The following is a 17,447-nucleotide window of genomic DNA, read 5'->3' on the forward strand; positions in this document are numbered from 1 at the left end:
TAAATGGCAAGCCAAGCTTGCTGGCATAAGCCTGTTTCTGCAGCTGTACATTCATGCGCTTCTAATTGCTAAAGAAAAAACCTTTTCTTTCAATCGCCTAATAAAAAAATACATTTTGTAATGTTTAACTGTTATGCTGGTTATCTGGCGATAAACAGCCGTTTTTGGCTAACGCTTGCATACAGCATTATTTTAATTAAACTATCTACTCGTGTTTCACTCCCGCCAGATTGGCCTTAGTTAGTTTGGCATATCTCTTGCTGTACTATAGACATGAATACGAAACCTACCCCCAGCTTTTTTAACGAGATGCGTACTGACTCTGGTGTAGTACGTGACATTTATCAACGTTATGCCCAATGGCAACAACATTTGCCGGAAGGGATACTCGAGCGCAAAAGCAGCGAAGCAGAACTGCTGTTCAGGCGTATGGGTATTACCTTTGCCGTATATGGTGAAGCCGATGGTGCGGAACGCTTGATTCCTTTTGATATTGTACCGCGTATCTTTGGTGCGGCCGAATGGCAGCGTCTGGAAACCGGTCTCAAACAGCGAGTGAAAGCCCTAAATGCCTTTCTGCACGATATCTATCACGATCAGGAAATTATTCGATCAGGTGTGATTAGTGCGCATCAAGTACTGGATAATGTGTTGTTCTGCCAGAAAATGGTAGGCATCGATTTACCCAATCAGGTATATGCGCAGATTGCCGGCATCGATTTAGTGCGCGTTGCCGAGAACGAGTTCTTTGTTCTGGAAGATAATTTACGTACTCCCTCTGGAGTATCGTATATGCTGGAAAATCGCAAGGCCATGATGCGCTTGTTTCCAGAGTTATTTGCCAGCCATACTGTCGAACCCGTTGAGCATTATCCGCAAATGTTACTGGATACCCTGCGAGAATCGGCACCCCCCCATGTTTCTGATCCTGTGATTGTCGTTATGACACCGGGTTCTTATAACAGTGCTTATTTTGAACATGCTTTTCTGGCCAGTCAAATGGGTGTGGAACTGGTTGAAGGACAGGATCTTTTTGTGCATCAACAAAAAGTGTATATGCATACCACTGAAGGTCCGCAGCAAGTGCATGTTATTTATCGACGTGTGGATGATGACTTTTTGGATCCACTTGCTTTTAGACCTGACTCGACCCTAGGTGTGCGTGGCTTATTAGATGCTTATTGCAGTGGTAATGTTGCACTGGCAAATGGTATTGGTACCGGGGTGGCGGATGATAAATCCACCTACTTGTATGTACCCGATATGATCAATTTCTATTTAGGCGAAAAACCGTTATTGAACAATGTGCCCACCTGGCGCTTGAGTGAAAGCGATGATCTCAAATATGTACTGGCTAATTTACCCGAACTGGTCGTTAAAGAAGTACAAGGCTCTGGTGGTTATGGCATGTTAGTTGGCCCGACCAGCTCCAAAGCCGAAATCGAAGCCTATCGACTCAGAATTTTGGCCGATCCTTGTAATTTTATAGCACAACCCACGCTGGCACTATCTGCCTGCCCAACACTGGTGGAATCGGGTGTGGCTCCGCGTCATGTCGATTTACGCCCTTTTATTCTGTCGGGTAAGGAAGTGCGTCTGGTGCCAGGCGGTTTAACCCGCGTTGCCTTAAGCGAAGGCTCGCTGGTCGTTAACTCTTCACAGGGTGGCGGCACCAAAGATACTTGGGTACTGGAGGACTAATCAAATGCTATCACGCACTGCTGATAATTTATTTTGGATGGCACGTCATATAGAGCGTGCGGAAAATACGGCACGGGTATTGGATGTTGCTCACCGTACCTCTTTATTACCGCTGGACATAGAAGGAAGTGAGGCTTATCTGTGGTATGCGCCGCTTAATATTACCGGTTGCGCACATAGCTACGAAGCGCGTTACGGTTTGGCAAAAGCCGATACTGTCACGCATTTTCTGGCATTCGATCCGCTCAATCCGGCCAGTATTTATAATTGTTTACGCTTGGCGCGCGAGAATGCCCGCGCCGTTCGCGGCGCTATTACCTCAGAAATGTGGGAAGTAATCAATGCTACCTGGTTAGAGCTGGAAGGCTTGTCGCAAGCAAAAACGGATGAAAAAATTGCCGATTATTTTGACTGGGTAAAGATACGTTCCCATCTGTTTCGCGGTGTTACCTTGGGTACTATCCTTAAAGATATTGCCCTCAGTTTTCTTAAGCTGGGTACTTTTTTAGAGCGTGCTGATAATACCGCCCGCATTTTGGATGTGAAATTTCATATTTTGTTACCCGGTGTACAGGATGTGGATAACACCGCAGACTTTTATCAATGGGGTTCCTTGTTAAAATCTGTCAGTGCCTTTGAAGCTTATCGTAAAATTTACTGTGATGTACTCACACCGTCTAGAGTCGCAGAGCTTTTAATTTTACGTGAAGATATGCCACGCTCCCTGCATGCCTGCATGAATGAAGTTGAAGCCGCCTTAATTGATATTAACGGTTCTTCAGGTAAGGAAGCGCGGCGTAGAGCAGGTGAAATTCATTCGGCCTTACATTTTGGGCGTATTGAAGATGTTTTTGATCAAGGTCTGCATGGATATTTGACCGATTTTATCAGTGATGCACAATTATTAGGTCAGGAAATTCGCGACTCTTATTTATCGCGTCGTGATGATTTTATTACTTTACCAAAACGTAAAATGGTACAAAGTCAAAGTATTGTAACTGCCTAATAGAATTTTATGACCTATTGTATTGCCCTGAAATTAAACGCAGGCATGGTTTTCGCGTCTGACTCTCGAACCAATGCTGGCGTTGACCAGATTTCCAGTTTTAAAAAAATGCGTACTTTTAATAAAATTGGAGATCGTTCTATCGTTATATTAAGTTCCGGTAATTTGTCCATTACGCAAAATGCCGTCAATTTGCTGGAACAACACGGCCGCCATGCAGACCGGCTTAATATCTGGAATGCAGAATCGATGTTCGATGTGGCACAGTTGCTGGGTGAATGTTTGCGCGAGGTGCGCGATCATGATGGTGTTTTTCTAAAGCAAAGCAATGTAGATGCGGGTGCTAATTTTTTAGTGGGCGGCCAAATCCAAGGTGAACGCATGCGTTTATTCTTAATCTACGCGGAAGGCAACTTTATTGAAGCCAGTGACAACACACCGTATTTTCAGATTGGTGAAACCAAATATGGCAAACCAATCATCGATAGGGTTATTCGTGCAGACACGGCACTGGCGGATGCTGTTAAATGTGTCATGGTGTCTTTTGATTCGACCATGCGCAGTAATTTATCCGTGGGTTTACCTATTGATCTGGCGTGTTATCAAAATCAATCCTTAAATTTAGATTTTCAACAGCACATTACCGAGGACGATCCCTATTTTTCGCAAATCAGCCGCCGTTGGAGCGAAGGTTTGCGCGGAGTGTTTGCTTCATTACCTACGCCAGAATGGTTAGGAGATATTGATCATGTGCCGCCGCCACAGTAACAAATAATTTTTATTAACCCGGAACGGGTTTTTTATCTGTTACTTTTACGATGCCTGACCACATCTGCACTCTAATTCGTCAAAATAAGATTGGCAAACTAGTCGTTGCCCAGCGTTTAACCCTGCGAGAATTTATGGAAAGATTAATATGACCATCCGTGTAGCTTTACATCATAAATCGCACTATGTTTTTGACCGCCCCGTTGTCGCTACGCCACATGAAATTCGGCTGCGTCCGGCTGCGCATAGCCGCACCCCCATCTCTGGCTACTCGTTAAGTGTTAAACCGGAAAAACACTTTATACATTGGCAGCAGGATGCTTATGGTAACTTTGTTGCTCGTGTCACCTTTCCAGAACCCACTAACGAAATTGACATAACGGTCGATCTGTTGGCGGATATGACGGTTATAAATCCGTTCGATTTCTTTGTGGAAGAGTGGGCAGAGTATTATCCGTTTAGTTATCCTAATACTTTACAAATTGAACTGGCTGCCTTTCTGGAAGTTGAACCTGTTGGCCCTTTGTTAGCACATTTATTAGCGGAATTACGTAAAGATATACCGGAAAAAATAACCAGCACTAACTTTCTGGTTATGCTTAACCAGAAATTAAAAACCGTGGTTGCCTATTTAATCCGACTGGAACCGGGGGTGCAAAGCTGTGAAGAAACCCTGCAAAAAAAATCGGGCTCTTGTCGGGATAGCGCTTGGTTACTGGTACAAATTCTACGTAATTTTGGTATAGCCGCGCGCTTTGTGTCGGGTTATTTAATTCAGTTAACAGCTGATGAAAAACCTTTGGATGGACCAGCCGGTCCAAGTGCGGACTTTACCGATTTACACGCCTGGTGTGAAGCTTATATACCGGGAGCCGGGTGGGTAGGCTTGGATGCAACATCAGGATTACTGGCCGGAGAAGGGCATATCCCTCTGGCCGTGACCGCCATTCCCGCTTCAGCAGCGCCTGTAAGTGGTATGACCAGTATTTGCGAGTCACAACTGGCTGTGGAAATGACTGTCACTCGTATCCACGAAGACCCGCGCGTTACAAAACCCTATACAGAACAGCAATGGCAAACCATCAGTGCCTTAGGACAGACTATTGATGAAATATTGCTGAAATCGGATGTACGTCTTACACAAGGCGGCGAACCTACTTTTGTTTCGGTAGACAACATGGAAGGTGCTGAGTGGAACATTAGTGCCTTGGGTGCGGAAAAATGGGAATTATCCAATCATTTGATCCGCCGCCTGCAAACGCGATTTGCTGCGGGCGGGGTATTACATTTCGGCCAGGGTAAATGGTATCCAGGTGAACCCTTGCCACGCTGGGCTTTAAATGTCTATTGGCGGCAGGATGGTGTACCTGTCTGGCATGATTTACAACTGATTGCAGAACTGGCACAAACTATTACCCCGGCTGCGTTACACAGCTTTGCCGAGTCACTTTGCAAACGTTTAGGTTTGAATCCTGACTATCTAATACCTGCCTATGAAGATCCGTGGTTGGCCTTGGATGAAGAAAGCCGCCTGCCCGCTAATATTGATATTACGCAGACAGATTTGAAGCAGGCTGGTGTCAGGCAAGCGCTGTCACAAAAACTACGCAAGGGTCTGAACACCGTGGTGGGTTATGTCTTACCGCTTAAAGCCGATACTGAACTTGAAACAGAACTACACTGGCACTCCAGTTGCTGGCCATTAAAACATGAAAGACTGTTTTTACTTCCCGGTGATTCTCCATTGGGTTTACGTTTGCCCTTAAACAGTTTGCCTTGGGTTGCCCCCGAAGATTTTGAAGTGGAATTGCCTGCTGATCCGTTTGCAAAACGAGGTAAACTTGCCGATTTTCCGCGTCAGCAAACACAAGCTAAAACCGCAGCCGTTAAGGATACACCGACACCTAAAGAAGTGATTCATACGGCACTGGCTATGGAAGTACGAGATGGATTTTTATATGTGTTTCTTCCGCCCTGTACCAGTTTGGAAGCTTGGCTGGCTTTATTGGCTGCCATTGAAGACTGTGCTGCCAACTTAAAACAATCCCTACGTTTGGAAGGTTATACACCGCCTTACGATCCACGCTTGCGTTCTTTATCTGTAACGCCTGATCCAGGTGTCATTGAAGTCAATATTCATCCTTCCGCTTCTTGGTCAGAACTGGAAAACCGTACCCGTATCCTCTATGAAGAAGCCCGACTTACTCGTTTGGCTACCGAAAAATTCATGCTGGATGGCCGTCATACAGGTACGGGCGGTGGTAACCATATTACCTTGGGTGGTGCTACACCTGCTGATAGTCCATTTTTACGACGCCCAGATTTACTGAAAAGTTTAATCAGCTATTGGCAACAACATCCGGCTTTGTCTTATTTATTTTCCGGTCAGTTCATTGGTCCAACCAGTCAGGCACCGCGTGTTGATGAGGCACGCGATGATAATCTGTATGAACTGGAAATTGCATTTCAACAAATGCAGGAAAAAATTACCAGTGGCGAAGAAAGTCTGCAACCATGGCTGGTGGATAGATTACTGCGCAATTTATTGATCGATTTAACCGGTAATACACACCGTGCTGAGTTTTGTATCGATAAACTGTATTCGCCGGATTCTGCCACTGGACGATTAGGCTTACTGGAATTACGCGCATTTGAAATGCCGCCGCATTATCAGATGAGCTTACTTCAGTCCCTATTACTGCGTGCTTTAGTAGCCCGTTTTTGGAAGACGCCTTATCATGGCAAATTGGTATACTGGGATACTGCCTTACATGATCGATTCATGTTACCGCACTTTATCGAACAGGATTTACGTGATATTTGCCGAGATTTAAAATTTTCGGGCTTTCCGTTTGCTGATGAATGGTTTGCTCCCTTTTTGGAGTTTCGTTTTCCTCGCTATGGCACGGTGGTCTATGAAGGTATTCAGTTGGAACTTCGTCAGGCCATAGAACCCTGGCATGTGTTAGGTGAAGAAATCAGTGTCGGCGGTACCGCACGTTACGTGGATTCCTCTGTTGAACGCCTGCAAGTAAAAGTAACCGGTATGATCGATACGCGTCATCAAGTCGTGTGTAACGGCAGACCCTTGCCTTTGCATCCTACCGGCATTCCGGGTGAATTTGTTGCTGCCGTTCGCTTTAAAGCCTGGGCGCCACCGTCTGCATTGCATCCCAGCATCGGAGTACATGCACCATTGGTTTTCGACTTGTTGGATAGCTGGAATGGTCGCTCTATCGGTGGTTGTACTTATCATGTCTGTCACCCTGGTGGCCGCAATTACGAAACTTTTCCAGTTAATGCCAACGAAGCCGAAGCTAGACGTCGCGCTAGATTTTGGGAACACGGCCATAGTGCTGGCCCCATGGATGTTAAACCCGAAACCAGTAATCCACGTTTTCCATTAACCCTTGATTTACGCTGGCAAGCGTCTTAATTACAGATAGGATTAATTTTATGCTTTGTTCCACCCAGCAAACCCGTTACGGCGATAAACAAAACTCGCCTTTTTTTGAAGAATATCTACATCGCTTACTTGAAGAACGTGATCGCACAGGACTCACCGATATGATTGGCGGAATTGAAGCCTTGATGATTAGTGTGGAACCCGGTAATTCCATTGAATATATTACCGAATTGGCGTTGATGACTCCTTATCAATACCTGGTTACCCTGGATAGCGAACAGCATTGGACGCATGTATTACGCATTGATATGCATTCACCTGACATTCTATTGCGCGAAGTTAAACATAATGATCTGAATGATATATTCCGTAGTCTTAACGACTTATACCCGGTTGGTGCGCGTCGCCCGCACAGTCGTTATCTGGGTGAAATTTTACATTGCGAAAACCGTCATCAGGTAGTAGCTTTGCAGCAGCAACGTGAGTTTCGCTTTTTCCCGATTGGGCAATTGGCGGAAATGGATTTACCACTGAATGTCAGTATTTCCAAACCGTCTCCGTATACCCAAAATGTCATTGGCTATATGGAGCGTCCAGCCAATAGCATTCGCGTCTACCAACATGGTAATTGTGTTATTTTGCCGGCAGCACATGCCGCCAATGATCGCGGTAAAGAAATGCAGGAACGATTGGGCATCAAAGACCTTATTTTACCCATAGACCATCTCGCTACACGGGTGTACAGTCAAAACCGCGAAGCCGCCTTACTGGAATACTTGGCCTTATCCAGTTATTACTATTGGGGCAGTTATGATATTAAAGATCAAAACTCCTCCACCAATGTGACTAAAAATATCCGTCAGGTACCAGAGTCAGTCAGTCCTGCCAAAGTATTTACCGCCAATAATCATCCTTATTGCGTTAATCATTTAGATAACTTGCCAAGTCCGACTGAGACATTTGTGCGTAATTTTGGTCCACGTTTACATCATATGGCGGTGGAAGTTAAAGACGGACAAAGCATGGGCCGCGAAAACATTGATGTAGTGGTCGATGCAATCAGTGCGCAGGGAAAAGGCTTTCTGCTAGAAACCGTAGGTTCGCGTGAAGAAGGTTTAAAACAAATTTTCTCGTCTGCGTCCGATTTTTCCTCTTTAATTATCGAATATGTACAACGCTTTGGTGACTTTCAGGGCTTTTTTGCAAGGGACAATGTGGCGCGTTTAACCTTTGCCGCCGGACAGGAGGAAGGGGTAAAAGATAAGGTATTGTAGTTAAAGTGAGTGATGATGTCGCTCTGTGATACGCGAGTCAATTAGCAAACTGTATTAAATTAATAGTTAAAGTGTCAATGACGGCTGGATGTGCTTCTAAAGCTGAAGTGCAACGTCGCTGCCATTGATACTTTACATTGAATAGTGAACTCTATTAAGGTAAATCGTAGCCATATTTACTGATGATACTCCGGGCTGTGTCAGATTTAAGATAGTCTATCAGTGCTTTTGCAGCTGGATTATCATTGCCTTTGGTTAACAAAACTGCGCCTTGTTTAATGGGCGCATACTGGCTGGTAGGGATTATGTAGCCAGAACCGCTGTTGATATGGCCATCTTCATAAACTTGTGAGAGTGCTACAAAACCCAGTTCGGCATTACCGCTACTGACAAATAGTTGTGTTTGGGTAATATTTTCGCCGAACACCATTAAAGGTTGTAGTTTTTCTAATAAACCTTGTTTTTTAAGATAATCAATGGCGGCGGCACCATAAGGTGCTAGTTTTGGATCGGCAACAGACACGTGTTTAAAGCCACCGGTTGCCAGAATTTTACCTTCAGAATCAACATAGCCAGGTGTTGAAGACCACAACACCAGTTTACCTATGGCATAGGTATTACGGCTGCCTGATACTGCCAGACCATCCTGCTCAACTTTCGCAGGGCCACTTTCATCAGCAGATAGAAACACCTCAAACGGTGCGCCATTCTCAATTTGTGCGACAAATTTACCCGAAGAGCCGAATGATAGCTTGGCACTATGCCCAGTAGCTTTTTCGAAGCTATCCGCAATCTCGGTCATGGGTTTGGAGAAATTGGCAGCCACAGCTACCAGCGTGGTATCAGCGTTAACCAAGTTGTTGCACAACGCCAAACACAATATGTAAACAGCGCGTATTACCGTTAGTTTAAACATGTAAATCTCCAAAAATTTGCAGTAAAAATCGTAAATACAAGGATAAGTAGTAAGATAAATATCCCTCAAAAATGCTAGTAGAAACGCAACTTAGAAGCGTAATTGACTTTGCACAAAGAAATAGTCAGTATCGGTGCCGGGTGTTGCCGTGACATTGGTTAAATAAGTACCGGAACTGGTTGTGGTATGGGCAGTTTTAGCAAAGTCACCTTTGAAAAGATGATACCAACCTGCATCAAAATTGATGCTGCTGTTAAAGTTATAGCGTCCGGTAAAACCAATCTGATCACCGACAAAAGATCCCTGGCCATTAGCAAGAGAAGGTGTGGTAGCAGAAGTACAGGTATAGCTACCCCAACAATCTTGTGCTGAAGCTAACCAAACCAGACGTTGTGACAGTTTGAATGACAAATCACTTCGTGGTGCAAAGTCTAGTTTGTAACCGGGTGAGTTTATGTTGCTTCTTTGGAAAGCACCATAAATTCCGGTTGGTCCAAAATCAAAATCTGATGCACCATACAGAGGATCAAAACGCCCATCGGTGGCCGATGCAGAATGATTTTTCCAGTTTGAACTACCACTGGCATAATCATATTCAAAATAGAAGCGAGGATTCCAAGGCATATCAAAGCTATATCCGGCCTCAACATGCGAAGACCATGCTTCATGTTGTTGTGTAGTATTTAAATAATTGCCAGTAGCCGCATACTTTACAGTACCAAATTGGCCCATACCTTCGGCTTGAAAGTCAAACTTGCCTTTGCTAGGTTTTTGATAAAAACGTATGGTTGGGGTGAAGTAGTTGCGATTGCGGGTCGGATTGAGTGTGCTATCGCCTTCGTTGAGTTGGTATAAAGCCACTTCAGCATTAATCTCTTTATACAAATTGGAATATTCAAAAATACCGCCGGAAAACCAAGTATGTAAATCCTCTTTATCCCATTGTTGATTATTTAACATATTGGCATTGGGTGTGATAGAGTTATAGTTAGGATATTTGAGTACTGGCATGGTCATAAACGCATTAAACTGCCATTTATCGTAACTGACTACACGTGTTCTTAAGCCAGTAAAATTATTAACGGTATTACGAAATATCGGTCTTGCAACCAATCTGCGGCTGCCTAAATCCATGGTTTGTCTGCCAAATTTAACTTCTGCGCCTAAGCCGCTATGAAATGCATTTTGATCTGCCCAAGACGCATAGCCTTGAGCAAAATCCAAGGTATCGACAGAAGAATTATTGGTAGGGAAGGGGGTGTTATTCGTACCTGCGTCAGAACCAGTTGTGCGCGAATCCAGAAATTCAACTGCAAAACGCAATTTATTAAATTTGGCTTGTACCCATACGTCGGATTGAAAGGCAATTTGCTGATCGCCCCCTTTAGATTGCCCAAGTTTAGTGGGCGAGGTTTTTTGCGAACCTTTAAACGCATCAGAAAGCGATTCGTAACGGGTTCTTTGTTCAACACCTACGCTCAACCAATCGGGTAAACCTAAGGTATCATGCAGATTCCACACGGGTTTTTCGTAGCTATTACCCAACAAAGGGTCATCCATCATGAAATTATACGCGGCCATGGGGGCGCGTGTGTAGGTGGGTGCGGGCAAGGTAGTGGCAGCCGGATTTGAATTGAGTGCTTGATCTGAATAGGCGGTGTCGATATTAATCAATGCAAATATTGCCATTGATAAATAGCGAAACCCATGCAGTTGTGGTGTCATTTGTTGCATATCCGTAACCTGTTATTGTTGTTGCTGACTTCTTTTTCAAAAGTCGATAGCTTTGTTAATTCATAACGAGCTCGGATTGTAATACGTTTATAGCATTGGGTAAATAAGCAAACCTGCTATGAATTGTTGCTTTTTTGTTAACAATATCAATTTTATGATAAATAACTGCTTAGCATTCAGTGTAGAGTGTAGTAACGTAGGCAGTTGTTATGCTGGTTTTTCCGCATCGAAATAGTTTGATAGGAACATGGAAACACTGTATATACTTGAATTATGTGATACATCGGGTGAACATAAGCCGATTGCGCGCTTTAACTCTTCCACTCCCTTTATTGCTGTCAATATCGGTGATCGATTTGATGATACGGGCTGGGATAGGCTGGATGGCGTTGGCGTCATTGCATCGTCTCAACTGCCGAAACGTTACATTGTGCATTCAATAAAACACCTTATCTTATCCGACAGTGATAAGTTGATAATTAAATACTGTTTAAATTTGCAACCTTTTACAGGTCCAAGTTCGCCAGTTTGGGGCTAAAGGGAGCCTAAGCTTAGATAATAAAACTTAAGGCACCCCATTTGCAACGCCAGTAATTAATGAATATGTACTTCCCGAGATTTGGCTTTATCACTTCTACTCAAGGTATAGTCATCCTGATCACCCGGCATAGGTTTACCGTCACTGTTCAGTAACGTCAGCGTACCTTCATCTTTAATGATGAATTTACGTTTTAAATCGTCTTTATTAGAGGTTAAAGACAAGGTATGGGTTTCATCATCCCAGATATATTTACCTTTATCAAAATATTCTCTGGATGAAGCTTTTGCATACTGGGACACTAATAAATAATTGCTCTTTTGTTTTAAAGACAGCGTCATTTTCAAACCATCGCAATCTTTTTCTTTACAGGGTAAATAGCCAAAAAATACACCACGATAATTGGTACTTACATCGGCTTCTTGCATATGCTCTGAGTGATCAGTTATACCTGCCGCTTGCTTACGACTAAGCTCGCGTGCCATCAAGGCCTTTTCCTGCAACTTCATATCCGACTCTGCCCAAGCAGTGTTCATTAATGGCAGCAATGCACCTATAAGAATCAAGGTCATATTTTTTATAATTTTATTATTTGATGTTTGCATATACGTTGTTTCTGTTTCTGGTTGTAAAGTAGCCGACCAAACACATTTATACGGGTTGGCACGGGCGTCGAGTGACAGACAATGTGCACTCTCGTTATTCTTGTATCTTAAAGCAACGCTCCTTGTTAACGACGGACATAGAGACAGGATAAGTTAAAGCGCAACAGCGTTTAGCCTACCAGAAAAATTTCTGAGATCAATACTAGGTTAATCATTTAACCAATAATATTGATCTGAGCATAGTAGATTTAGTGAGTATGGCTAGATAAGCTTAGCCTGTAGATTTTACAACGGTTAAATATGCAGTTAAGGCAGCGGTTAAACTGCCTTAACTTTGTCAGAATTAGCGGTTAATGATGATGTGTATCATGTCCGCTTTTGTTGGGTGCAGCATCTGGGGCGCTGACTACATGAATGGTTTCCATCATGCCGCCGTCTTCGTGTTCCAAAATATGACAGTGATAAACAAAGTCGCCGGCAATAGCGAAAGGGATTTCCACATCTATCGGGTGTGACTGACAACTACCGTTTTTCCATGACAGATAAGTACCATCGCAACCCTCGTTTCCTGCCAGTAATGGCACATTATCCTGAAGTATGCTCTTTGTAGATAAGCCTGTGTCAGTGCCAGTAATTTCTCCAGGTGTTAACACTCTGAACTTAGTTTGGTGTATATGGAAATTATGATCTTCACCCGTTAAATTAACCACTTCCCAATGTTCATATACGGGCATATTACCGCTAGCCAAAGGTAGGCAGATAGAATGTCCCATACCCGTAAATTCGGTCACATCTTGAAAAGTACCTGGCACGGCATTACCTTTTTCATCGATTAACTCTTGGCCTAAACCAAAATCGTCCGGTGTTGGATAGCCAAAGTAAATACGACGTTTCCAGCCTTTAGGTAATGGCTTGCAGTTAGTATCTGCATTAACAGCAGCATTGGCAGTTGCCAAGTCTTTGGCAATTTGAATGTAATTTAAACCGCCTTTGTCATGCTTGTCATCCTGAATGTTAAAAACGGGCGAATGTTTGACAGATTCCTTATTATTAAACGTTACTTGAGCCAATTCCACTGCCGGCCAGTCGTCTGCATCCAGCCCAGTGGCGTATCCCACCGTTTCCAGCGTAGCATGACTGCCATCACCATTAATAATATTACCTTTGGCATCACGATTTACCACCCAAACTTCTGCACGGGAGCTTGGCATCATATGCAACTGAGTAGCGCAGATAGCGGGCGGGCTATCCCATTTGCTACCAGGGCAGGTAACCGGTTTAAATTTAGCCCCGCCTATTTGTCTAAAATGACCAAGAGAACTGCCACGACTAGGCGTAACGCTCACGCCATCTATAGATAATAATTGCATCACCATGCCATTAGGCGGCGTTGAGGTAGATTTATTTTTTTTACTCAATTGCAATTCATAAGTGGCACTACCCGATGCATTGGTAATACGCCAAATTTCACCGGCCGCTTTCACGTCTATTATAGGGTTTTTCTGGCCATTTACCGTAAAGTGCCATTTGCCACCCTTAGAGTTTTCGCATTCGCCTGGTGTTGACGAGGGCAAGTCACAAAAGCCGGGATCTTCCTGATCTTGCATGGAAAAATCACTATTTACTTGCGTATCTTTAAGAATTAAATGGCGTATGGCTAGATTATGCGGCAGTCCTTTTACATAATCGCTCACCTGTCCAACCGTAATAATGCCAGAAAGCCCAGCTGAAATTTGGTTTAAAGAAATACCATGCGCATGTGGGTGAAACCAAAACAAACCAGACGGGTGGTGCGCGGGCAACGTTATCTGATAATCTGTGGCGTCATTATTTATGGCACCATGAATATGGGAAGATTCATTTATTTTGGGTGCGCCATTTGCCGAGTTAAAGGTCAATACAAATATATTATCGCCAAACAGTTGATTTGTATCGGTAGGTAAAGGGGCGCTGGGTGACACCAGCATGCCATGTGTATGGATATTGGTTGGATTTTGAGCCAAAAACTCTTCGCCATCGTTACTTGATTTATCCGAGTCAGTAATCAATGGTAACTTATTTATAAAATGTACTTTAAGGGTATCACCCGCATTCAGTTGCAGTCGTGCGCCCCCATAAGGATTGGTGTTTTGTTTTCCTGCTATACAAGTATCACCAATACTGTATTTCCTTTCGCAAATTTCATATACCCAAGCGGTCACATTTGGAATTTCTGCAATTGAAGAGGTTTTGGCTATCATCAATAAATCCAAAACCCTCGTTTTTTTATCACTGCTAAACACTGGTGGTTCGTGCAGTTCATTTGCCTTGACGTTATTCATAACGCCTATTAATAAAATTGCCAACATCAGCCTATATTTCATTGATTAGATCCCCCTCTAATATTAATGTAGGCTACATACTAATACAAATGAGAATCAGTATCAATTGTACTTAACAATTAAAGTTGCAGTATAAGTTTTGCTGCCGTGTATTGCAGTTAGCTTAAAAGAAGGAGTTTACAAAATGCTATAATTACCGCCACACAGCCAAGTATTTAGCGTTAACCGAATGCGTTTTGCTATACCAACTGGCATAATTTTAGAAAGAGAACCTTAACATGACGCGCAAATATTGGGTGTTGTTGCATCGCTATAGCGGCTTATACATGGCGGCATTTCTGCTTATAGCGGGCTTAACGGGAAGTATCCTGGCTTTTTATCCGGAATTGGATGCATGGCTAAACCCTGATCGGTATTATGTGGCTGTGCAAGATCAAGCCATGCTGGATAGTTTTAGTCTAAGAACGCAAGCTCTGGCGCTGGTGCCTCAAGCGCAGATTAATACTGTGACTTTTAAGCTTAAACCAGGACAGGTTTACGAAGCCGCTTTATTACCCAATGACGATGCCAATAGTGATGTGTTTGTAGAGTTGCCGTATACCGCTATTCGCTTAAATCCTTATACAGGTAGTTTAATCGAATTAGTTGCTGATCAGGATGAAAACTTTTGGCCATTAACCCGCCATACACTGTTAAATTTTATCTATAAGGTACACTTTTCTTTGGCGTTGGGTGAAACTGGGGTTTTGTTATTTGGCATTGCCGCATTATTTTGGACCATCAATACGTTTGTTGGATTTTACTTAACACTGCCGCTGACCTTGATTGCCAGTGATAAGACACTTACGAATCAACCACAGCCTGGTTTTTGGCAGCGTTGGGCTAAATCCTGGCAAATAAAATGCTCAGCTTCCCGCTATCGGCTGTATTTTGATTTACATCGCGCGGGTGGTTTGTGGGTTTGGCTACTGCTGTTGGTGTTTGCCTGGTCAGCCGTATCGTTTAATTTACGCAAACAAGTTTATCAACCTGTGATGAGCGCATTGTTTGATCTGCCGGAACCGGGAAATTTTCCGCCTATTAGTTTACCTCATCCTAAACCTACACCGGGCTTAGACTGGTCTAAAGCTTATATTATTGCTCAGCAACACATGCTGGAACAATCGCAACTTTACGGACTTAAACTCATTGAAGAACAGTCTCTCAGTTATTTACCGGATAAAGGTCTGTTTGCTTACACCGTTAGGAGCGACAAAGACATTAATAATAAAGTGTCAGATACCAGTGTTTTTTTTGATGCTGATAGCGGCGATTTTGTGGCTGTATTGCTACCATCAGGACAGAATACCGGCACCACCATCACACGATGGCTGGTCGCTTTACATACCGCTAGTGTTTGGGGATTGCCCTACAAAATTCTGGTTTCTGGGTTTGGACTGGTGGTGGCCATGCTGTCTATTACGGGTGTTTATATTTGGTGGCAAAAACGCCGCGCCAAACAACATGCTCAAGCGCAGCGCAGAATAAATCACCATAATTCGGGTTGATTAATTGCACGGTTTAAATCGATGCTGATACACAGCAAACAACCCTTTATGTAGGGGAGGGATGCTCTGCCCAAAGCCTCTGCTTAGGATATTTGGGCGTATGCTGTACATCCCCTACATATGCGTTACTCTGTTAATTTGTGATCTTTTAACTAATTACGACTAAAAATCAAACGTTTCAACTTCAGATATCAAAAACACAGGTGCGCCGCCACTGGATATTTCAACTGCGTGTGCCGCTGTTTCCTGACCGCCTGGTGAGCTAAGACAGGCTTGCAAATCACCAAGTGATGGAAAATACACTTCGGCAATACGGTGAAACGATGCCGCTGTTTTATCCGCATTACTGAGAATTAAAGATGCCACAAAACGTGTTTTACCGTCCAGTTTTTCAACGGCCATTGGCACATGCTCTTCGGCATAACGACGTTCAAAGGTAAGTAAATCAGTTGGAGCTGGGTACATGACAATTAGTTTTACTGCTTTCATAGGTTTCTCGAATAGTTAGTTGATAGGGAGTGCATAGTAAATACCGATTAACAACAATAGTAAAATATCACTTTTCTATGAAATAATAGGTTTTACCTATACTATACGGATACTTGTTATGGAAATGCAGCAAATACGATATTTTCTGGCTGTCTGCGATAAAAAAACCTTTACCCGCGCAGCACAATCCGCCTTTGTGGCGCAGCCCTCGTTAACTCAAGCCATCAAAAAGCTAGAGGAAGAACTGGGAGGCGAGTTATTTAGTCGCGAGCGCAGTGGTTGCCGGTTGACGGCACTGGGTCGCTTAATTGAACCTTCGTTGCGTGAGATTTTTCGTAGCGCACAATCCATTAAAGCAGAAGCTATCCGCTTTAAACGCTTAAATACTGTCCCTGTGCGTATTGGGGTAATGACCACTATTGCTGCGCAGCATTTGAGTCCATTCTTCGTGGATTTTCAGCAAGATAATCCGCATATTGAATTGGAATTGATTGTCGATAACGAGGCTAGTTTGTTAAAACAACTGGATGAAAATAGTTTGGATTTAGTGATTAGCGCCCCGGTTGTCAAGCCGGGCACGCCTTATCAATATCTAAAGCTATATGAAGAACGCTATGTGGTGGTTTTCAACGACAAGCATCGCTTCAATCAACTGCAAAGCATCGATCTAGCCACTATTCAGGCAGAACCTTACCTGGATCGCCTGAACTGTGAATTGCGTGAAACATTGCGTGGTGTGTGTCTGGATCGACACATTGATCTTTACGCCGCTTATAGAAGTAACAATGAAGAATGGATATTAAGCATGGTGCGTGCCGGTATGGGTGTGGCATTGGTTCCAGAATTTACTGTGCCTAAACACAGCGAAAAATTGATGTTTCGTTATCTATCTGATCCGGATATTCGTCGTACCATATATGTAATCTATCCAGCAAACTTGCCACAAAACACCGAAATATTTAAAGCATTAGAAAGCTTGCGGGTGGGTATTTAAGCAAGGCTAAGCAGTGGGGGATGGTCTTTAATTGCGCGAAATTTTTTATTTAAACGACTTAAGATACGCTGCAAAACTAATTTAAGCTAGTTTAAGGGGAGCAATTCATGCAGTGGTTTAACATGTATGGTTAACGTGCTTGATTAAA

At 43.4% G+C, this 17,447-nt stretch carries 13 protein-coding genes; 8 read left to right on the forward strand and 5 right to left on the reverse strand.

Annotated elements, in window-relative coordinates; all coding sequences use genetic code 11:
* The first annotated feature begins 273 nt into the window (after positions 1-273).
* The 5 genes from ABH008_RS12585 to ABH008_RS12605 all read left to right on the forward strand — a co-directional run bounded on the left by ABH008_RS12585 (position 274) and on the right by ABH008_RS12605 (position 8,155).
* Positions 274-1,701, forward strand: a complete 1,428-nt coding sequence (locus ABH008_RS12585) for a circularly permuted type 2 ATP-grasp protein (protein WP_347985969.1) — start codon at positions 274-276, stop codon at positions 1,699-1,701.
* Positions 1,702-1,705: 4 nt separating this feature from the next.
* A complete protein-coding gene (locus tag ABH008_RS12590) occupies positions 1,706-2,707 on the forward strand; it encodes an alpha-E domain-containing protein (protein WP_347985970.1) in 1,002 nt (333 codons plus the stop codon).
* 9 nt (positions 2,708-2,716) lie between these two features.
* Complete coding sequence (locus ABH008_RS12595) at positions 2,717-3,475, forward strand: proteasome-type protease (protein WP_347985971.1); 759 nt, start codon at positions 2,717-2,719, stop codon at positions 3,473-3,475.
* 148 nt (positions 3,476-3,623) lie between these two features.
* Positions 3,624-6,911 (forward strand): transglutaminase family protein, encoded by a 3,288-nt coding sequence (locus ABH008_RS12600; RefSeq protein ID WP_347985972.1) that lies wholly within the window; start codon positions 3,624-3,626, stop codon positions 6,909-6,911.
* 20 nt (positions 6,912-6,931) lie between these two features.
* Positions 6,932-8,155: a hypothetical protein gene (locus ABH008_RS12605; protein WP_347985973.1), complete on the forward strand. Its 1,224-nt coding sequence runs from the start codon at positions 6,932-6,934 to the stop codon at positions 8,153-8,155.
* A 154-nt stretch (positions 8,156-8,309) separates the two neighbouring features.
* On the opposite strand, the gene modA is transcribed toward ABH008_RS12605, so the two are convergent.
* Both modA and ABH008_RS12615 read right to left on the reverse strand, forming a co-directional pair.
* Positions 8,310-9,071, reverse strand: coding sequence for a molybdate ABC transporter substrate-binding protein (gene modA / locus ABH008_RS12610; RefSeq protein ID WP_347985974.1), 762 nt, complete (start codon positions 9,069-9,071; stop codon positions 8,310-8,312).
* Positions 9,072-9,161: 90 nt separating this feature from the next.
* The gene (locus tag ABH008_RS12615) at positions 9,162-10,805 is read right to left on the reverse strand and encodes an alginate export family protein (protein WP_347985975.1); all 1,644 of its coding nucleotides are present in this window, start codon (positions 10,803-10,805) and stop codon (positions 9,162-9,164) included.
* A 247-nt stretch (positions 10,806-11,052) separates the two neighbouring features.
* Here ABH008_RS12615 and ABH008_RS12620 point away from each other — a divergent pair, with 247 nt between their 5' ends.
* Complete coding sequence (locus ABH008_RS12620) at positions 11,053-11,343, forward strand: hypothetical protein (protein WP_347985976.1); 291 nt, start codon at positions 11,053-11,055, stop codon at positions 11,341-11,343.
* Between the two features lie 56 nt (positions 11,344-11,399).
* On the opposite strand, the gene ABH008_RS12625 is transcribed toward ABH008_RS12620, so the two are convergent.
* Together ABH008_RS12625 and ABH008_RS12630 are read right to left on the reverse strand one after the other, a co-directional pair.
* The gene (locus tag ABH008_RS12625; protein ID WP_347985977.1) at positions 11,400-11,948 is read right to left on the reverse strand and encodes a copper resistance protein NlpE; all 549 of its coding nucleotides are present in this window, start codon (positions 11,946-11,948) and stop codon (positions 11,400-11,402) included.
* Positions 11,949-12,298: 350 nt separating this feature from the next.
* On the reverse strand, positions 12,299-14,311 hold the full coding sequence (locus ABH008_RS12630) for a multicopper oxidase domain-containing protein (RefSeq protein WP_347985978.1): 2,013 nt from the start codon (positions 14,309-14,311) through the stop codon (positions 12,299-12,301).
* 236 nt (positions 14,312-14,547) lie between these two features.
* Between ABH008_RS12630 and ABH008_RS12635 the strand changes: the two genes are divergently transcribed.
* Positions 14,548-15,816, forward strand: a complete 1,269-nt coding sequence (locus ABH008_RS12635; RefSeq protein ID WP_347985979.1) for a PepSY-associated TM helix domain-containing protein — start codon at positions 14,548-14,550, stop codon at positions 15,814-15,816.
* A 162-nt stretch (positions 15,817-15,978) separates the two neighbouring features.
* On the opposite strand, the gene ABH008_RS12640 is transcribed toward ABH008_RS12635, so the two are convergent.
* Positions 15,979-16,305, reverse strand: coding sequence for an EthD family reductase (locus ABH008_RS12640; protein WP_347985980.1), 327 nt, complete (start codon positions 16,303-16,305; stop codon positions 15,979-15,981).
* A 118-nt stretch (positions 16,306-16,423) separates the two neighbouring features.
* On the opposite strand from ABH008_RS12640, the gene ABH008_RS12645 reads away from it, so the two are divergent.
* The gene (locus tag ABH008_RS12645; protein ID WP_347985981.1) at positions 16,424-17,299 is read left to right on the forward strand and encodes a LysR family transcriptional regulator; all 876 of its coding nucleotides are present in this window, start codon (positions 16,424-16,426) and stop codon (positions 17,297-17,299) included.
* The last annotated feature ends 148 nt before the right edge of the window (positions 17,300-17,447 follow it).

This window comes from Methylomonas sp. AM2-LC, assembly GCF_039904985.1.
In the GTDB taxonomy this organism is placed as follows: Bacteria; Pseudomonadota; Gammaproteobacteria; order Methylococcales; family Methylomonadaceae; genus Methylomonas.